This window comes from Microbacterium gorillae (genome assembly GCF_050990725.1).
Classification (GTDB): domain Bacteria; phylum Actinomycetota; class Actinomycetes; order Actinomycetales; family Microbacteriaceae; genus Microbacterium; species Microbacterium gorillae_A.
Window position 1 is genome coordinate 683,968 of the sequence record NZ_CP158844.1, and the last position, 16,125, is coordinate 700,092.

Here is a 16,125-nt window from a genome sequence, read left to right on the forward strand (position 1 = left end):
CCGACGGCACCCGCCCCGGCCGTCCACACGACCCGAAAAGTCCACACGACCCGAAAAGGAAGAGAACAATGAAGTTTGCACGCAAGCGTGTCGCCGCCGTCGCGGCTGTCGTGGTCGCCGCGGCGCTCGCCCTCAGCGGCTGTGCCGACACCGGCACCCCGGCCGGCGAGTCCACGGGCTCCGCAGGCGGTGGTGGCGGATCGAGCGAGAACCTGTCGATCACGTTCCTGCCGAAGAGCCTCGGAAACCCCTACTTCGACACCTCCAGCAAGGGTGGCAAGGCAGCGGTGGAGGAGCTCGGCGGCACGTTCGCCGAGGTCGGCCCCGCAGAGTCCACCCCCGATGCTCAGGTGAGCTACATCAACACCGCCACCCAGCAGGGTGTGGGCGCCCTCGTGGTGTCGGCGAACGACCCCAAGGCGATCTGTGACGCTCTCGACGAGGCTCGCAGCGCGGGTGTCAAGGTGGTCACCTTCGACTCCGATACCAACCCCGAGTGCCGCGACCTGTTCGTCAACCAGGCCACGGCCGAGGGCATCGCGAAGGCGCAGATCGACCTGATCGCCGAGCAGATCGGTGACGCGGGCGAGATCGCGATCGTGTCGTCGACCGCCAACGCGACCAACCAGAACGCGTGGATCGACATCATGAAGACGCTCCTCGCGTCGGACCACCCGAACATCAAGCTGGTGGACGTGGTCTACGGTGACGACGACGAGCAGGTCTCGTTCGACAAGACCGCCGCCGTGCTGCAGTCGCACCCGGACCTGAAGGGCATCATCTCGCCCACGACCATCGGCATCTCGGCCGCCGCCCGTTACCTCTCCACCTCGAACTACAAGGGCAAGGTGGCGCTCACGGGCCTCGGCACGCCGAACCAGATGCGCGAGTACGTCAAGGACGGCACCGTCACCGCGTTCGCGCTGTGGAACCCGGAGGACCTCGGCTACCTCTCCGCCTACGCGGCAGACGCGCTGATCTCCGGCACCATCACGGGCAAGGAGGGTGACACCTTCGAGGCGGGCAAGCTCGGCTCCTTCACGGTGGGTGCCGATGCCACGGTGCTGCTCGGCGACCCGTACGTGTTCAACGCTGACAACATCGACGACTTCGACTTCTGATTCGTCGACGAACACAGAACATCGCCCCGGCCGCTTGGCCGGGGCGATGTTTCGTTGCGCTCAGGGGGAGGTGAGCGACGCCACCCAGGCGGCGAGATGCGCCAGCAGGGGTTCGGCCGCCTCCGTGTCGAGACCACGGGGGTCGGCGCCGAACACACCGTGCAGCGGGTGAGCAGTGTCGTGACGACCCGGGCCGTACTGGTCTTCGCCCGCCGGCGCGGGGAAGGCGACGGGATCCGGAAGGCGATCGACGTGCACCAGCGCGGGATCGATCGCGTGCAGCAGCAGGGACTCGAAGCGTCCCGCGTGATCGGGCTGCACCGGAGGTTCCGGCACCTGACCGATCGTGCGAGCGACGGCACGGAGCTCACGGCCCGCGGCGTTCCAGCGATCGGCGATGCGGGTGACGAGGCCGCGCTGCTCGTCGGCGAAGTGTCCGCTCAGAAGGACGGCGTGACGCACCCCGAGCTCATCGAGCCGGCCCAGGGTCTCCCCGAGCAGGGTCTCGATCGCCCCCGGCTGTTCGCTCATCAGCGTCCACGGATAGCGGCTGTGCTCACCACCGATGCCCTGATAGAAGGGCGGCAGCACGATCCCTCCGGCGAGCTCCGCGGCGCGCAGGCAGATGCCGTGCGCGGTGAGTGCGTCGAGTCCGATCGGCAGGTGCGGTCCATGGAACTCCAGGGAACCGAGGGGCAGATACGCCACCGAGGCCCGCGCAAGACGATTCTCGATCTCGGCGGGACTCAGCCGTTCGACGGCCGCTGATCCGGTGCTCATACGTAGTAGTTCCTCTCCCAGCCGAAGCCGGCCAGTCGCTTGCGGAGGCCGGGCGCGAGTCCGGCGCCGTCGCCGAACGACAGGTTGCGTGCGAGCCGGGTCGACGACGTCATGCCGACGATCGTGGTGGAGACGGCCGGGGAGTCCAGCACGAACCGCACGGCTGCCTCATCGAGTCCGTCGTAGAACGGCGACGTGACCTCCTTCACCGCGGCGACGCGCTCCACGGTCTCGGCGAAGCGCTCCCCGCGGAACATCGTCTTCAGCTGCGAGCCGTCCGGCCACGAGTCGTAGGTGTCGGCCGTCCAGGTGCCACCGAGTGAGCCCGAATCCAGAGCCACACGGGCGATGATCGCCGTCTCGGAGGCGAGAGCAGCAGGGAACAGCTCGGCGTCCGGCTGCTGCTCGAAGATGTTGTAGATCACCTGGATCGAATCCACGAGTCCGGAGCGAGCGAGCTCCACGCCCTCATCGGCGCGATAGTCGCGCAGCGAGACGCCGATCCGCTCGATCTTCCCCTCCGCCTGCAACTCCCGCAGTGTGTGGAGCCATCCCCGATCCCGCATCCCGCCGGGCATCCAGCAGTGCAGCTGGTACAGGTCGATGCGCTCCACGCCGAGGCGTCGCAGCGACTGCTCGACCTGATCGCGAAGGTACTCCGGTCGATACGCCGCGGCGATGTCGGGATCCTCGACGGAGGGATGAGGCCAGACCGGGGGCTGCACCTTCGTGGCCACATGGATGCGCTCGCCGCGCCACTCGCGCAGCGACCGCCCCACCACCTCCTCGCTGTGACCCGTGCCGTACATCTGCGCAGTGTCGACGAAGTTCACACCGCGTTCGTACGCCTCCAGCAGCGTCCGCACCGACTGGTCGTCATCGACCGGTCCCCACTGCCCACCCAGCTGCCAGGCGCCGAACGACACCTCGCTGATCTCCCAACCGGTTCGCCCGAACGGGCGTCGATGCACTGTCATGGGCGGGCACGCTCCTTCACGTTTTCGCACAGCAGATCTGCGCGAGATCGCAGTCAACTCTAGGGATCGCGTGGGCGGCGAGCAGGATGCAGGAACGCGGAAACATGGACCCGACGATCAACCGCCGGGCGGTTTCAGGGACGCAGTGTCGCGCGCGCGAACTGGCTGGGCGCGACACCGAACGCCCGTCGGAACGCCCGCGAGAAATACAGCGGATCCACGTATCCCACCAGCTGAGCCACCTCGCTCACCCGCAGCCCCGTGGTGCGCAGTAGCCGGGCGGCCTCCTGGAGCCGCACGTGGCGGATCCACGACTGCAGCGATTCGCCCGTGTGGCGGGTGAACAGTCGCTGGGCCGTGGTCTCGCTGCACTTCGCCGCCTCGGCCACCCGCTTCACCGTCAACGGCTCGGCGATGTGATGACGGATGAACGTCATCATCAGCTCCAGCGACCCCGGCACGGCGGCGTGCTGAGCGTGGTCCGAGGTCCACGCTGCGTTGTCGATCATGATCAGCCGACCGAGCGCACGGAAGTAGTCCTCGTCGAACCCACCCTCACCCAGCCGCTCGATGGCGATCGTGCCGTACTGGGTGATGCGCCGCGCGGCGTCCGCGCGCAGGGAGGACACGCCGGGGGAGAACTGCGTCGCATCGCCGTGACGTGCCGGATCGGCGAGCAGGGGATCACCGGGAAGGAACGCGACACGCGGGGTCACCGGGACGCTGGTGTCGTGGCGGGGGACCACGTGCAGCGTGCCGATGTGGAACGGCGAACGCGTGTTGGCGCGGTACTCGACACGGTGATGCCACGGCAGTCGCACCACGTGCTGCGCGTCCACGACGAACCGCTGTCCGCCGGCATGGATCTCGCCGCCGCCGCTGATGATCCACACGAACGACACGCTCATCACGTGCTCGTTGACGATGCGCTCGCCCGACGCGAACCGGTACCAGTTCGCGCCGACGACGACGGGCTCGCCTGCGGGGTGGTCAGCTGTCACAGGGATGATGCTAGTGCTGGCACTCCTCAGGACGTGCTGCCGTCCAGGCTCGCGATGACGGCGCCCGCCTCGTACACGGCCACCGGGTGGGCGAACGGCTGTGGTCGCAGCTGCTCCGCGTCCACCAGCGTGAGGTTCGGAAACGCCTCCAGCAGTGCGGTGATGGCGGTGCGGATCTCCACGCGAGCCACCTGCTGGCCGATGCAGCCGTGGATGCCGTAGCCGAAGCCGAGGTGACCGAACGCATCGCGGTGCACATCGAACTCCTCCGGATTCTCCGCTCCCCAGTGCCGCGGGTCGCGATTCGCGGCCACCGGCGAGACCGCGACCGACGTGCCCGCAGGGATCGTCACGCCCTCGATCTCCACGTCTTCGGTCGTGGTGCGCGCGAAGAGCGTCACGAACATGGCACCCACTCGCATGAACTCCTCAACGGCGGGCCGGATCTGCTCCGGATCCTCACGCAGCGCGGCGAGCTGCTCCGGGTGGGTGAGCAGCGCCACCGATGCGGTCGCGATCAGATAGGCCACGGAGTCGCGTCCCGCACCCATCAGCAGTCGCAGCACGCCCTCCACCTCGATCCGGTCCAGGTCGGGATTGGCCAGGAGGTCGGTGATGACGTCCTCGCCCGGGTCGTTCGCGCGCTCGGCCAGCAGCGCGCGGATGAAGTCGTACTTCTGCTGCGCGGTGGACGGCTCGACGAACAGGGCGACGAAGGCGGGGTAGTGGTGCTCGGGCACGCCCAGAACGTGGCAGTGCGTGCGCGCGGAGATGTGCATGGCGTAGTCGCGCCAGAGGTCGACGGTGGGGCCCAGGGTGCGCAGGTGCACGATCTGCTCGTCCACCATCGTGCGGATCCACTCCTCGCGATAGCGCGCCTGGCGTACCGAGAAGCGGGGCATCACGGAACGACGGAGCTTGGCGTGCTCGTCGCCGTCCAGGTTCAGGAGGTTGAGGGCATCGGAGGCCTGTCCCGCCTCATCCAGTGGACCCGGCAGCTCCAGGGGGACCGCCTCCGCCTCGGCGCGCTCGCCGTGCGCGGATGTCGTATCACCGGGACCGACCGGCATCCGACTCGGACGCATGCTGAATCGCGGATCCTGCAGCACGGCGACGGCGGCATGATACCGGGTGGCGACGAGCCCCTCGTGTCCGTCCTGGAACTCCAGCGGCATGAAGGCGCCGTCTTCTCGCCAGGCGGCGAGCTGCGGCGACGGCGTCAGCGGTGTGCCGTCGCCGGGCAGGGAGCGGGCGTGGAACGGGCATTCGGTGGGGATCGACATCGTCAGGCTCCTTCAGAAACGGGGACGGGGTGGGGCGCGGTCGCGACAGCGGCGCGTGCGGCGCGGAAAGCGCGGGGGGTGGCGTTCCACCCGATGACGCCACGCAGGTCGCCGCGGTCATCGCGACTGCCGTAGACGCGGCGATCGACGGCTTCGTCGGCGGGTGTCTCATCGGTGAGGCGGTGCGTGGGATCGAACCACCCGTAGGCGTTGATGCGCACCCCGTGGATCTCCGACCAGAACAGCGGCACCGGCGGCATGCTGTCGCGCCCGTGCTGGAGACGGAGCGCCACGGCGATGGCCTGCTCGATGGCGTAGCTCTGGTGTTCCACCCGGCGCGGCCGGCCGGAGATCGGATCGGTCCAGGCGGCGACGTCGCCGACCGCCGAGATACCGGGGACGGCTTCGCCGACGGCGTCGCACGCCACGCCATCGGAGACGTCGAGTCCCGAGGAAGCGAGCCACCGCGTCTGAGGCGTTCCGCCGATCATCGCGACGGTGAGGTCGACCTCGCGCGATGAGCCATCGGCGAAGGTCAGGAGGGTTCCGGACGCGGTCACGCTGCTCGAGTCGATCTCGGCGCGCAGTGACAGCTCGACACCGTGGTCCCGGTGCAGGGTGATCAGCTGATCCGAGAGTAGATCGCCGACACCGCCGAATCCGAGTGAGCCGGAGCGACCGATCAGCAACGTCTCGGCCTCGTGTTTGCGTGCGGCGCTCGCGATCTCCGACCCCAGGATTCCGGAGCCGATCACCGCGACGCGGTGAGCTGATCGGAGGCGTCGCCGCAGCTCGATCGCATCGTCCAGGGTGCGCAGCGTCAGGGCGGATGGCACGGCGGCGTGGGAGCGCGGTGCGGTACCCGTGGCGATGATCAGCTGGTCGAAGGCGAGCTCGCCCAGTTCGGTGTGCAGCACCCGTCCGCCCACATCGAGTCCCGTCGCGCGGCATCCCGTGCGCACCTGGATGCCGAGCTCGGCGAGTTCGGCCGCGGTGCGGATGACGGCTTCGTCGCCCTCCCAGTCGCCGAGCAGAATCTGCTTCGACAGCGGCGGGCGGGAGTAGGGGAGGTGGGTTTCGGATCCGATCAGCACGATCTCGCCGGCGAAGCCCTCCTGTCGCAGGGTCTCCGCGGCGGTCAGTCCACCGATCGAGGCGCCGACGACGACAACGCGCTCGGTCATGAGGAGGTGAGGCTGATGGCCCGCGCCGGGCAGAGCCGCACGGCGCGTGTCGCGGCATCGAGATCGGCACCCTCCGGGTCAGGCTCGAGCAGCAGCACGATGCCGTCGTCATCCTGGTCGAAGACATCGGGCGCCACGAGTGCACACTGCCCGGCGCCGACGCAGGCGCTCTTCTGAACCACAACGCTCATCGGTACTCCTTCGTGATGATGAAACGATGCGGTCAATTCAAGTCGGCGCTCCGCTGATCGCCCAGGGTGGCCGCACTCAGAACATGGACTGGACGAGCATGCGCCGGGCGCGGTTCGGGTCGGGGTCGCCGCTCGTGCCGGGGGCCGGCCGCACCGGCTCTCGGACGTCGTGGGGATCCGTGCCACGGAGAATCTGTTTTGACTTCCATTGATGAATCGATTCAGAATCGACATGACGCCGCAACGGCGCGCGTCCGAAAGGATCGGCATGACTGCCCCCCACGCGGCGATCGACTCCGCCACCCGCATCACTCTCGTCCGGAGCCAGCATGGCGCGGGGCTCCTCGGGGTGCCCGCGCGCGGTACCCGCCTGAGCTGGCGGGTGACATCGACCGCCCCCGGCACGGCCCAGGTCGCCTATCAGATCGCCTCCGGTGCCGACGCCGATTCGCTGATTCCGGGAGAGGTGGTCGATTCGAGTGCAGCCATCGGCGTTCCGGTTACCGATCCGCGGCCGGGTGCGGCGCTGACCTACGCCGTGCGGATCGCCACACAGCGGGGGTGGACCGCATGGAGTGAGCCGATCGTGGTGGAAGCGGGCCTGCCAGGGAAAGAGCTGCAGGGGCGGGTCATCGGCATTCCCAGTCCGGTGGAGGGGCCGGTGCAGATCCTTCGGCGGGTGTTCACGCTGTCCGACGTCCCTGCAGCGGCGCGGCTTCGTCTGAGCGCGCTGGGCCTCGTCGATGCCTGGATCAACGGGCGGCGCGTCGGCGATGCTGTCCTCACGCCCGGATGGACCTCCTATCAGAAGCGGATTCTGGTGGACACGCACGACGTGACCGATCTGCTCGTGGCGGGGGAGAACGTCATCGTGCTCGAGGTGGGCGACGGCTGGTATCGCGGCCGGATGGGCTTCGCCTGGCGCACCGAGATCTATGGGACCCGTTCCGGCGCGATCGCTCAGCTCGAGGATGCCGATGGCGTCATCGTCGCCACGGATGAGAGCTGGCGCGGCGGATTCGGTGCCGTGCGCGGCGCGAGTATCTATGACGGCACCACCGTGGATCTGACCCTCGCTCCGGCGGGCGTGCACAGCCCGGGCTTCGACGATGGCGCATGGGCCGGCGTTGACGTGATCGATCACGATCTCGCCGTGTTCGAGCCGCGATCCGCGCCACCCATCCGGGTGGTGGCGGAACTGCCCATGCGTCCGCTTGATCGGCGCGACGGCGAGCAGGGGGCGCGCTTCGATGCCGGCCAGAACGTCTCCGGCTGGGTGCGCGTGGTTGTCCGGGGACGCGCCGGCGATGTCGTGCGGGTGCGTCATGCCGAGGTCCTGGAGCCGTCGGGTGACCTGCACACGGCAGCCCTGCGGTCGGCGAAAGCGACGGACACGTATGTGCTGGACCGCGACGGCGAACATGTCCTCGAACCGCAGTTCACCTTCCACGGGTTCCAGTTCGCCGACATCGCCGGCGCTGAGGTGGTGTCTGCGACCGCGATCGCGATCTCCTCCGACCTCCCGCAGCGCGGCGAGTTCAGCTCCTCCCACGCCGCATTGGATCGGTTCCATGAGAATGTCCGCTGGTCTCAGCGGGACAATTTCGTCTCCGTGCCCACCGACTGCCCGCAGCGCGATGAGCGCCTCGGCTGGACGGGTGATGCGCAAGCGTTCGCCGCCACTGCGAGTACCCTCATGGACTCGGAGGCCTTCTGGCGCACGTGGCTGCGGGATCTCACCGCCGACCAGGGGGAGGACGGTGCCGTGGCCAGCATCGTCCCGGACATCATCCGCTTCGAGGACATGCGGATGGGCGAGGGGGCGGTCGACAATATGGGGCGCGCCGGCTGGGCCGACGCCGCCACCATCGTGCCGTGGGCGGCGTATGAAGCCTCTGGTAGCGATGAGGTGCTGGTCCAGCAGCTGGGGAGCATGCGCGATTGGGTGGAGCACCTGCGCCGACGTGCCGGCGATGATGTCGTCCTGCCCACCGAGCCGTTCCAGTACGGTGACTGGCTCGATCCCGACGCGCCCGGCGATCGACCCTGGCTCGCCAAGGTGTCCAGCGACTATGTCGCCAACGCCTTCTACGTCCGATCCGCCCGACTGCTGGCGCGTGCCGAGCGCCTGGTCGGAGATCCCGCTCGCGGGCAGGAGTATGACGAGCTGGCGGATCGCGTTGCGGACGCCACCTGGCACCGTTGGGGTGCGGAAGCAGCCCGCACCCAGACCGGTGCGGCATTGGCGCTGGAATTCGATATCGCGCCCGCTGAGGAACGATCGAAGATCGCCGAGGCACTCGCCGCCGATGTCCGTGCGCTCGACGGCCGAATCTCCACCGGCTTCCTCGGTACCCCGCTGGTGCTGTTCGCGCTGTCGAACAACGGCCATCTGGAGGAGGCCTACCGGATGCTGCTGCGTCGCGAAGCACCCAGCTGGCTGTACCAGGTCGATCACGGCGCCACCACCGTGTGGGAGCGTTGGGACGCCATCCTTCCGGACGGCAGTATCAACCCGGGCGACATGGACGCGGGATCCAGTGACGACGCCGGCAGCATGCTGTCGTTCAACCATTACGCGTACGGCGCCATGATCGACTGGGTCTACCGAACAGTTGCGGGAATCGCTCCCGCCGAGCCCGGCTATCGCGTCGCCCGCATCGCGCCGCGGCCCGGTGGCGGCATCGATCGCGCGCGGGCCGCGATCGAAACGGCGTATGGGCGGCTGGCGATCGCGTGGGAGCTGGACGCGGAGGTGCTCGCCATCACGCTGGAGGTGCCCTTCGGCGTCACGGCGGAACTGGACCTGCCGGTGACCGCGGGCTCGGAGGTATCGGTGAACGACGGACCAGCGCTTGGCGCACTCACGCATGGCGTGCATCGCATCACCGTGACGGGGGTCGGCGAGACGACGGGTCAGGCAGGACTTCTCGCGTGACAAAGTGAGCCGCGGCGAGTTCCCTGGAGGGCGCTGCTTCGATACACTGATGGCGGAAGTCAATTCACGGAGGAATGGATATTCATGTCGCCTGCAGGCTCGATTCCGACGCTCGGCCCCCTCGCCTTCGGCACCTCCTGGATCGGCGCAGATCCCGCTCGACGTGAACGGGACGAAGAGGCCGTGCTGGCGATGCTGCGCTCGGCGGACGCGTTCGTCGACACCTCCAACGCCTACGCGGGTGGTCGCAGCGAGGAGATCATCGGGGACGTGTTGGCGACACTCTCATCGTCCGAGCGTTCTGACGCCGCTGCGCGGCTGATCACCAAGGTCGACGCGGACCCGCGCACCGGCGTCTTCGATGGGGATCGTGTGCGCCGTTCGGTGGAGGAGAGCCTCGCGCGCCTCGGAGTCGATCGGGTGCCGGTGCTCCACCTGCACGACCCGTACTCCATCACGTTCGCGCAGGCCATGGCCCCGGACGGGGCAGTTGCAGCCCTCATCGCCCTGCGTGAGGAGGGTGTGGCCGGAGCGGTCGGCATCGCGGCCGGTCCGGTTCCGCTGGTGCGCTCCTACGTTGAGACCGGGGCCTTCGATGCGGTGCTCGTCCACAACCGCTTCACGCTGGTGGACGACTCCGCCGCGCCCCTGTTCCGCGATGCGCACGAGCGCGGGATGCGCGTCTTCAACGCGGCGGTGTTCGGTGGTGGACTGCTTGCGAACGGGCCGACGGCGGGAGCGACCTACCAGTACCGTCCCGCGGATGCCGCGCTGATCGACTGGACGCGTCGCGTTCAGGAGCTGTGCGCGGTCCACGGGGTGCCGCTCGCGGCCCTCGCCCTGCAGTTCTCCACGCGCTCGCCGCTGATAGATCACACCGTCATCGGCACCACGTCGGCGCACCGCCTGACGGAGCTGCGCGCGCTCGCGGAGGTGGACATTCCCGCCGAGCTCTCGGACGCGGTCGCGTCACTCGGCCCCGCCCCGACGCCGGTCGACGATACGGCGTATGCGGCGGGCGGCGCTGAGTCGTGACTGACGTCCGTGTCGACGCGTACTGGGAGAGCACGGCGCCTGGCAGCGGGCGGAGAGCGGCGCGTGCTGACGCGGTGTCCGATGCGCGGGTGCTGAGCCTCAACGGAACGTGGCGGTTCCGCCTCAGCCCGACGGCCGATGGCACCGGATCGGCTTTCCTCCACGACGACTTCGATGACTCGTCCTGGGACCCGATGACAGTGCCCTCGCACTGGGTCCTGGAAGAATTCACGCCGCTCGCGGGCGGTGAGCGCCGACGCATGCTGGGCACCGAGGAGGGACCGCTCTACACCAACACGGCGTACCCGATCCCGCTGGATCCGCCCCGAATTCCGGTGGAGAATCCCACCGGGGACTATCGGCTGGTGTTCGACGTCCCCTCCGATTTCGGCGGCGCTGTGCTGCGGTTCCAGGGCGTCGACTCCTGTGCGAAGGTGTGGCTGAACGGCGAGGAGCTCGGCTGGTCCACCGGGTCCCGGCTGCCGTTCGAGTTCGATGTCGTGCTGCGTCCGGGGCCCAACGTGCTGGCCGTGCGAGTGCACCGCTGGTCGGCCGGCACCTACCTGGAAGACCAGGACATGTGGTGGCTGCCCGGCATCTTCCGTGACGTGGAGATCATCGAGCGGCCCACCGACGCCATCGACGACCACTTCGTGCATGCCGACTACGACCACGTCACCGGTCTCGGCACGCTCCGCGTCGACGCGACCGTGTCCGGTGTCGTCGACATCCCCGAACTCGGCATCGCCGCGCTGCCGGTGGGCGAGAGCGTCAGCATTCCGGTCGAGCCGTGGAGTGCGGAGAGCCCGCGGCTGTACCGCGGCGTGCTCCGATCCGCGGGTGAGAGCATCGAGCTGGCCATCGGGTTCCGTCACGTCGAGGTGGTCGACGGCGTGTTCACGGTGAACGGGCGGGCCGTCACCTTCCGTGGCGTCAACCGTCACGAGCACCACCCCCGCACCGGCCGCACCCTCGATCGCGCGACGATGATCCGCGACATCGAGCTGATGAAACGCGCGAACATCGACGCGGTGCGCACCAGCCACTATCCGCCGCACCCGGACTTCATCCGGCTCTGCGACGAGTACGGGCTGTGGGTGGTGGTCGAGGTGGACCTCGAGACGCACGGATTCATCTACGAGGGGTGGGCGCACAATCCGCCCGCGCTGCCCGAGTGGCACGACGCGATCATGGATCGGCTGATGCGCACCGTGGAACGCGACAAGAACAGCCCGAGCGTGGTGGTGTGGTCGCTCGCGAACGAGAGCATGACGGGCAGCACGTTCACGGACATGCGGCGCTGGCTCGACCAGCGCGACCCCTCACGCGCCGTTCTCTACGAACGCGATCCGCGCTATCGGGACTCGGATTTCTACTCGCTGATGTATCCGTCGCTGGACCTGCTGGAGCGCATCGGCCGCCGTGAGGAGCCCCGCGGGGGTCGGCTGAGCATGCACGGCATGGTGTTCGACGCCGATGATGACGCTCCCGATGGCATCACGGACGCCGAGGATGAGCGCCGGCGCGGGCTGCCGTTCCTGCTGGTCGAGTACGCGCACGCGATGGGCAACGGGCCCGGCGGGCTGCAGGACTACTGGCGGATCATCCGAGCGCATGACCGGCTGTGCGGCGCGTTCGTGTGGGAGTGGATCGACCACGGCTTCACGGATCGGCTTCGCGACGGCACGGAGGTCATCCTGCACGGCGACGATATCGACTATGAGCCGCGGGGCGGTCGGTTCGGGCTGCACGGGCTGGTGTTCAGCGACCGGACCCCCACGCCAGCCCTCATCGAGCTGGCGAAGGCGCACGAGACGGTGCACATCGACGTCGGTGCCGCAGAGGTCCGCATCGTGAGCGAGCGCCACAGCACATCGACGGCTGATCTCGAGCTGCGCTGGCACGCGGAGGTGGACGGCGTGATCACGGCATCCGGGGTGCTCGACGCGCCGGTGCTGCTGCCGGGTGGCGAGTGCGTCGTCGCGCTGCCGACGGCGGCGCGGGTCACCGGGCCGGACGCCGTCGTCACGGTGGAAGCCGTCCTCGCGGCGGACACCCGCTGGGCACCGGCGGGGCATGTGGTGTCCTGGGGTCAGTTCGTCGGCACGGGCGGCAATGGCGGCTCGGCGATTCGCACCGCGGGCGACGGAACGGACTCGTGGGCGGAGAGTGCGGACGACCGTACTGTCGCGCCGGCTCCGGAGGCCGACGGTGGTGCGGACCTACGACGCGGAACTGCCACGCGATCGGACGAACACCGCGTCGGACCCGCCCGGTTCGATCCCCGCACGGGGCAGCTGCGCGGTCTCGGCGACCTCACGATCGCGGGGCCGGTGCTGGATCTGTATCGCGCGCCCACGGAGAACGATCGCGGCCAGGGCGACACCAACAACATCGCCGCCGTGTGGCAGAGGACGATGCTGGACCGACTGCTGCACCGGGTCGACGAGGTGGACGCCGAGCCCGATCGCCTCCGGGTGCGCGGCCGGACCGCGCCGCGCGCGCATCCTCACGGCGTGGAGTGGGAGTTCGTCTGGTCGGCCGATGGCGACGCGGTGCTGCTGCAGGTGAGCGTGGACTTCGTCGGACCGTGGACGAATACGCCTTATCTGAACCGGGACATCCTGGTGCCGCGCCTCGGGCTGCTGTTCGAGCTGCCGGCGGAGCAGGATCGGGTGACCTGGTTCGGGCGCGGGCCGGGGGAGACCTACGTCGACTCCTTCGCGGGCTCTCGGATCGGTCGCTTCACGGCGAGCGTCGATGATCTCCAGGTGGCGTATCCCGTGCCGCAGGAGAACGGCAACCACGTCCAGACGCGGTGGCTCGAGATGGCGGGGAGTACGGGTGCCGTGCTCTGTGTGGAGGGCGCTGAGCCCTTCGACTTCACCGCCCGGCGGTGGACCGCGCACGACCTGGCGCGTGCAGACAAGCAGCACCAGCTGCGCGACTCGGGCAGCGTGTGGCTCAACATCGACCACGCTCAGCAGGGCCTCGGCTCCGCCTCCGTGGGTCCCGCTCTCCCCGAGCAGTACCGCATCCCCCGCGAGCACACCACCTGGTCCGTGCGCCTCGCCACTACGCAGACCCCTCGTCAGTGACCGGACCAATCCGGACTCAGCGTGGGAGCGACGTGAGGAGGGTGTCGGCGCCGACCTGACCGCCCTTGAGCAGCAGCTCGAGGCCGTCGATGGCGGGGAGCGCGGAGTGAGCGGTGAGCAGCACGACGTTGTCGGTGGGGTTGGCGGCGATCGAGACGGAGTCCACGCCGAGGAGGCGGGTGACGCGGCCCGAGGTGTCGCCGCCGGCGACCACGATGCGACGCGTCACGCCGGCCTCCGCCGCGGCGCGTACGGTGCCGGCCGCCAGTGCTGCGATCGCCACCAACGGCTCCACGCCGTCGGGAAGCACCGCGTCATCGGCCGTCAGCACCACGCTCCGATCCGCGGACAGCGCCTCGAGCACACGAGGAAGCTGGACGGCATCGTCGTCGAAGGGCAACACCAGCCACCCGGCGTCTGCGGCGGCCTGCGCCTGCCGGCGGGTGGTGGCCGATCGGGAGCCAGAGACCGCGAGGATCGGTCCGGTCGCCGTTCCCACGCGGGGGATGCCGGCGGCTGGGCGTGAGTCGGTGGAGCCGATCGCCCAGCTCAGTCCGCCCGAGCCGATCATGAGGCGCGGTCCGGGGAGCGAGGTGACGGCACCGCCGACGGCACGCAGGTCGTCGTCGTCCAGGCCGTCGAGAACCACGGCGGACGCCGGTGACGCGTCGATGCGCGTCGCGAGATCATCGAAGTCCGTGCGCGCGATCGCGCCGATGGGCAGGTCTGTCTGCGCGGAGAAGTGCCGTGCCAGGTCCGCCTCGTGCATCGGCGTGGACGGGTGATTCGACATGGTCGGCTGGCGGTCGAGGCGATGGACCGTGCCGCCTTCCGACGCGAAGTGCTGACCGAAGACGGTGTACCGACCGAAGTCGGGCTGCGCGAACAGCATCGGCACCACGGAGGTGCCGATGACCTCGCGCCCGATCTCGATCACCCGCCCGATGCTGCCCACATCGGGTGCGGAATCGGCCGTTGAGCACGCCTTGTACTGGATCAGCCGTGCGCCGGTGCGCACGAGTTGCGCCAGGCGCGGTGCCACCTCCGCCGTGAGCGCTGCGGAATCCAGCGAACGCGAGATCCCGGCGATGCCGATGACCTCCACCCCGTCGGCCACCGCCTGCGCGAGCAGCTCATCGTCGGGATCCGCGGTGAAGAGCCGCCCCGACCACCCGTGACGCGCGAACTGCAGCAGCACGTCCACGCTTCCGGTGAAGTCGTCGCCGTAGTAGGCCACGCGCGGGGCGGTGCGGACCTCAGACACGCACGGGTCCGAACAGCTCGGAAGCGCGACGAAGCGGCTCGGATGCTGCGACCGCATCCTCGACGGACTCGCCCGCTTCGGCCGATGCCCACGCCTCGCGCAGGCTGCGCACGCCGGCCTGTGCCCCGTCGGGATGGCCGTGGATGCCGCCGCCGGCGAGCATCAGCAGATCCGTCGTGCCCACGGCGCGGTAGGTGGCATGAGCGAGACCGGCCCACTGTCCACTGGAGAGCACAGGGACGGTCGGCGTGATTCCGAGCAGCGGCTCGCGGACCGCGCTGATCGATGCGAGCACTTCCTCGTCCGTCTCGTAGAACTTGTTGCTGATGCCGTTGGTGTGCAGGTGATCGGCACCGCTCAGGCGGGCGATCTTCTGCCAGACACGGTAGCTCATGCCCAGCTGCTCGGAGCGGATGAGGGAGCCGATCATCGTGCGATGCCCGTGGATCGGGACCTCCGTGTGGCGGCTCAGGAACTCCAGGCCCGCGAAGCCCACCAGGTTCACGCACGCCATGACACAGGTGCCGCCGGCGGCGACCACGAGGTCGTGGTTCGCCTCCAGCCGTCCGATGTCGTCGGTGATGTTGAACGCGTACATCGGCATCACACCGGTGCGATCGGCGTGGCGCTTGAGCACCGGCATCACGGCGGCGACGCGGGCCGCCAGGGGAGCGGATGGGCCGTTGCCCTGCAGCTCGTCGTCCTTGATGAAGTCCACGCCGGCGGTGGCGAGCTCACCCACCAACTCCGCCAGATCGTCGGGGCTGAGACCGATGGACGGCTTCACGATGGTGCCCAGCATGGCGCCGGTGGGACGTCCCATCAGCTCACGTGTTCCGGCCACACCGAAGCGCGGGCCGGCGTATCGCTCGGCGAACGGGGCCGGCAGGTCGAGATCCACCAGCTTGATCGCGGCGAGCTCTTTCAGCTCGTAGAGGTTGCCGGCGACCGCCGCGAGCAGGTTGGGCAGCGAGGGGCCGAAGTTCGACAGCGGGAAGCGGAGGCGGATGAGTCCGCGGCGCCGCTCGGCCGGGTTGCCCGAGGAGCCGGGCAGTGCGCTCGCCCCGGTGAGAGGAAGTTCCTGCACGTCCAGGACCTGAGCGGCGAAGCGGGCGCGCAGATCGTCGGATTCGCGCTCCACCCGCACGAAGGTGCCGGTGGACTGCTCGCCGGCGAGGACCTCGGCGGCGTGCTGCAGGGCGAAGGACGTCTCGATGACGTACGTGGCGATGACGGCGTCGGTGCTCATGGGG

At 69.1% G+C, this 16,125-nt stretch carries 12 protein-coding genes; 4 read left to right on the top strand and 8 right to left on the bottom strand.

Going from position 1 to position 16,125, the window contains the following annotated elements; translation table 11 throughout:
• The first annotated feature begins 68 nt into the window (after positions 1 to 68).
• The gene (gene rhaS / locus ABTV68_RS03040; RefSeq protein WP_433676149.1) at positions 69 to 1,121 is read left to right on the top strand and encodes a rhamnose ABC transporter substrate-binding protein; all 1,053 of its coding nucleotides are present in this window, start codon (positions 69 to 71) and stop codon (positions 1,119 to 1,121) included.
• A 60-nt stretch (positions 1,122 to 1,181) separates the two neighbouring features.
• On the opposite strand, the gene ABTV68_RS03045 is transcribed toward rhaS, so the two are convergent.
• The 6 genes from ABTV68_RS03045 to ABTV68_RS03070 all read right to left on the bottom strand — a co-directional run bounded on the left by ABTV68_RS03045 (position 1,182) and on the right by ABTV68_RS03070 (position 6,537).
• Entirely contained in the window at positions 1,182 to 1,901 is a 720-nt protein-coding gene (locus tag ABTV68_RS03045) for a creatininase family protein (protein WP_433676150.1), read from the bottom strand.
• The gene (locus ABTV68_RS03050) at positions 1,898 to 2,878 is read right to left on the bottom strand and encodes an aldo/keto reductase (protein WP_433676151.1); all 981 of its coding nucleotides are present in this window, start codon (positions 2,876 to 2,878) and stop codon (positions 1,898 to 1,900) included. The genes ABTV68_RS03045 and ABTV68_RS03050 overlap by 4 nt, the downstream gene beginning before the upstream one ends.
• A gap of 134 nt (positions 2,879 to 3,012) precedes the next feature.
• Complete coding sequence (locus ABTV68_RS03055; RefSeq protein WP_433676152.1) at positions 3,013 to 3,879, bottom strand: helix-turn-helix transcriptional regulator; 867 nt, start codon at positions 3,877 to 3,879, stop codon at positions 3,013 to 3,015.
• A 26-nt stretch (positions 3,880 to 3,905) separates the two neighbouring features.
• A complete protein-coding gene (locus ABTV68_RS03060; protein WP_433676153.1) occupies positions 3,906 to 5,162 on the bottom strand; it encodes a cytochrome P450 in 1,257 nt (418 codons plus the stop codon).
• Positions 5,163 to 5,164: 2 nt separating this feature from the next.
• Positions 5,165 to 6,346 carry an NAD(P)/FAD-dependent oxidoreductase gene (locus ABTV68_RS03065; RefSeq protein ID WP_433676154.1) on the bottom strand — a complete coding sequence of 394 codons (1,182 nt, stop codon included), beginning with the start codon at positions 6,344 to 6,346 and terminating at the stop codon, positions 5,165 to 5,167.
• On the bottom strand, positions 6,343 to 6,537 hold the full coding sequence (locus tag ABTV68_RS03070; RefSeq protein ID WP_433676155.1) for a ferredoxin: 195 nt from the start codon (positions 6,535 to 6,537) through the stop codon (positions 6,343 to 6,345). The genes ABTV68_RS03065 and ABTV68_RS03070 overlap by 4 nt, the downstream gene beginning before the upstream one ends.
• Before the next feature lie 268 nt (positions 6,538 to 6,805).
• On the opposite strand from ABTV68_RS03070, the gene ABTV68_RS03075 reads away from it, so the two are divergent.
• The 3 genes from ABTV68_RS03075 to ABTV68_RS03085 all read left to right on the top strand — a co-directional run bounded on the left by ABTV68_RS03075 (position 6,806) and on the right by ABTV68_RS03085 (position 13,608).
• Positions 6,806 to 9,475: a family 78 glycoside hydrolase catalytic domain gene (locus ABTV68_RS03075; protein ID WP_433676156.1), complete on the top strand. Its 2,670-nt coding sequence runs from the start codon at positions 6,806 to 6,808 to the stop codon at positions 9,473 to 9,475.
• Positions 9,476 to 9,559: 84 nt separating this feature from the next.
• Entirely contained in the window at positions 9,560 to 10,510 is a 951-nt protein-coding gene (locus ABTV68_RS03080; protein ID WP_433676157.1) for an aldo/keto reductase, read from the top strand.
• Positions 10,507 to 13,608 carry a glycoside hydrolase family 2 TIM barrel-domain containing protein gene (locus ABTV68_RS03085; RefSeq protein WP_433676158.1) on the top strand — a complete coding sequence of 1,034 codons (3,102 nt, stop codon included), beginning with the start codon at positions 10,507 to 10,509 and terminating at the stop codon, positions 13,606 to 13,608. Before ABTV68_RS03080 ends, ABTV68_RS03085 begins: the two co-directional genes overlap by 4 nt.
• Before the next feature lie 16 nt (positions 13,609 to 13,624).
• On the opposite strand, the gene ABTV68_RS03090 is transcribed toward ABTV68_RS03085, so the two are convergent.
• Positions 13,625 to 14,872 carry a four-carbon acid sugar kinase family protein gene (locus ABTV68_RS03090; protein WP_433676159.1) on the bottom strand — a complete coding sequence of 416 codons (1,248 nt, stop codon included), beginning with the start codon at positions 14,870 to 14,872 and terminating at the stop codon, positions 13,625 to 13,627.
• Complete coding sequence (locus tag ABTV68_RS03095) at positions 14,865 to 16,121, bottom strand: RuBisCO large subunit C-terminal-like domain-containing protein (protein ID WP_433676160.1); 1,257 nt, start codon at positions 16,119 to 16,121, stop codon at positions 14,865 to 14,867. Before ABTV68_RS03095 ends, ABTV68_RS03090 begins: the two co-directional genes overlap by 8 nt.
• Positions 16,122 to 16,125 lie beyond the last annotated feature (4 nt).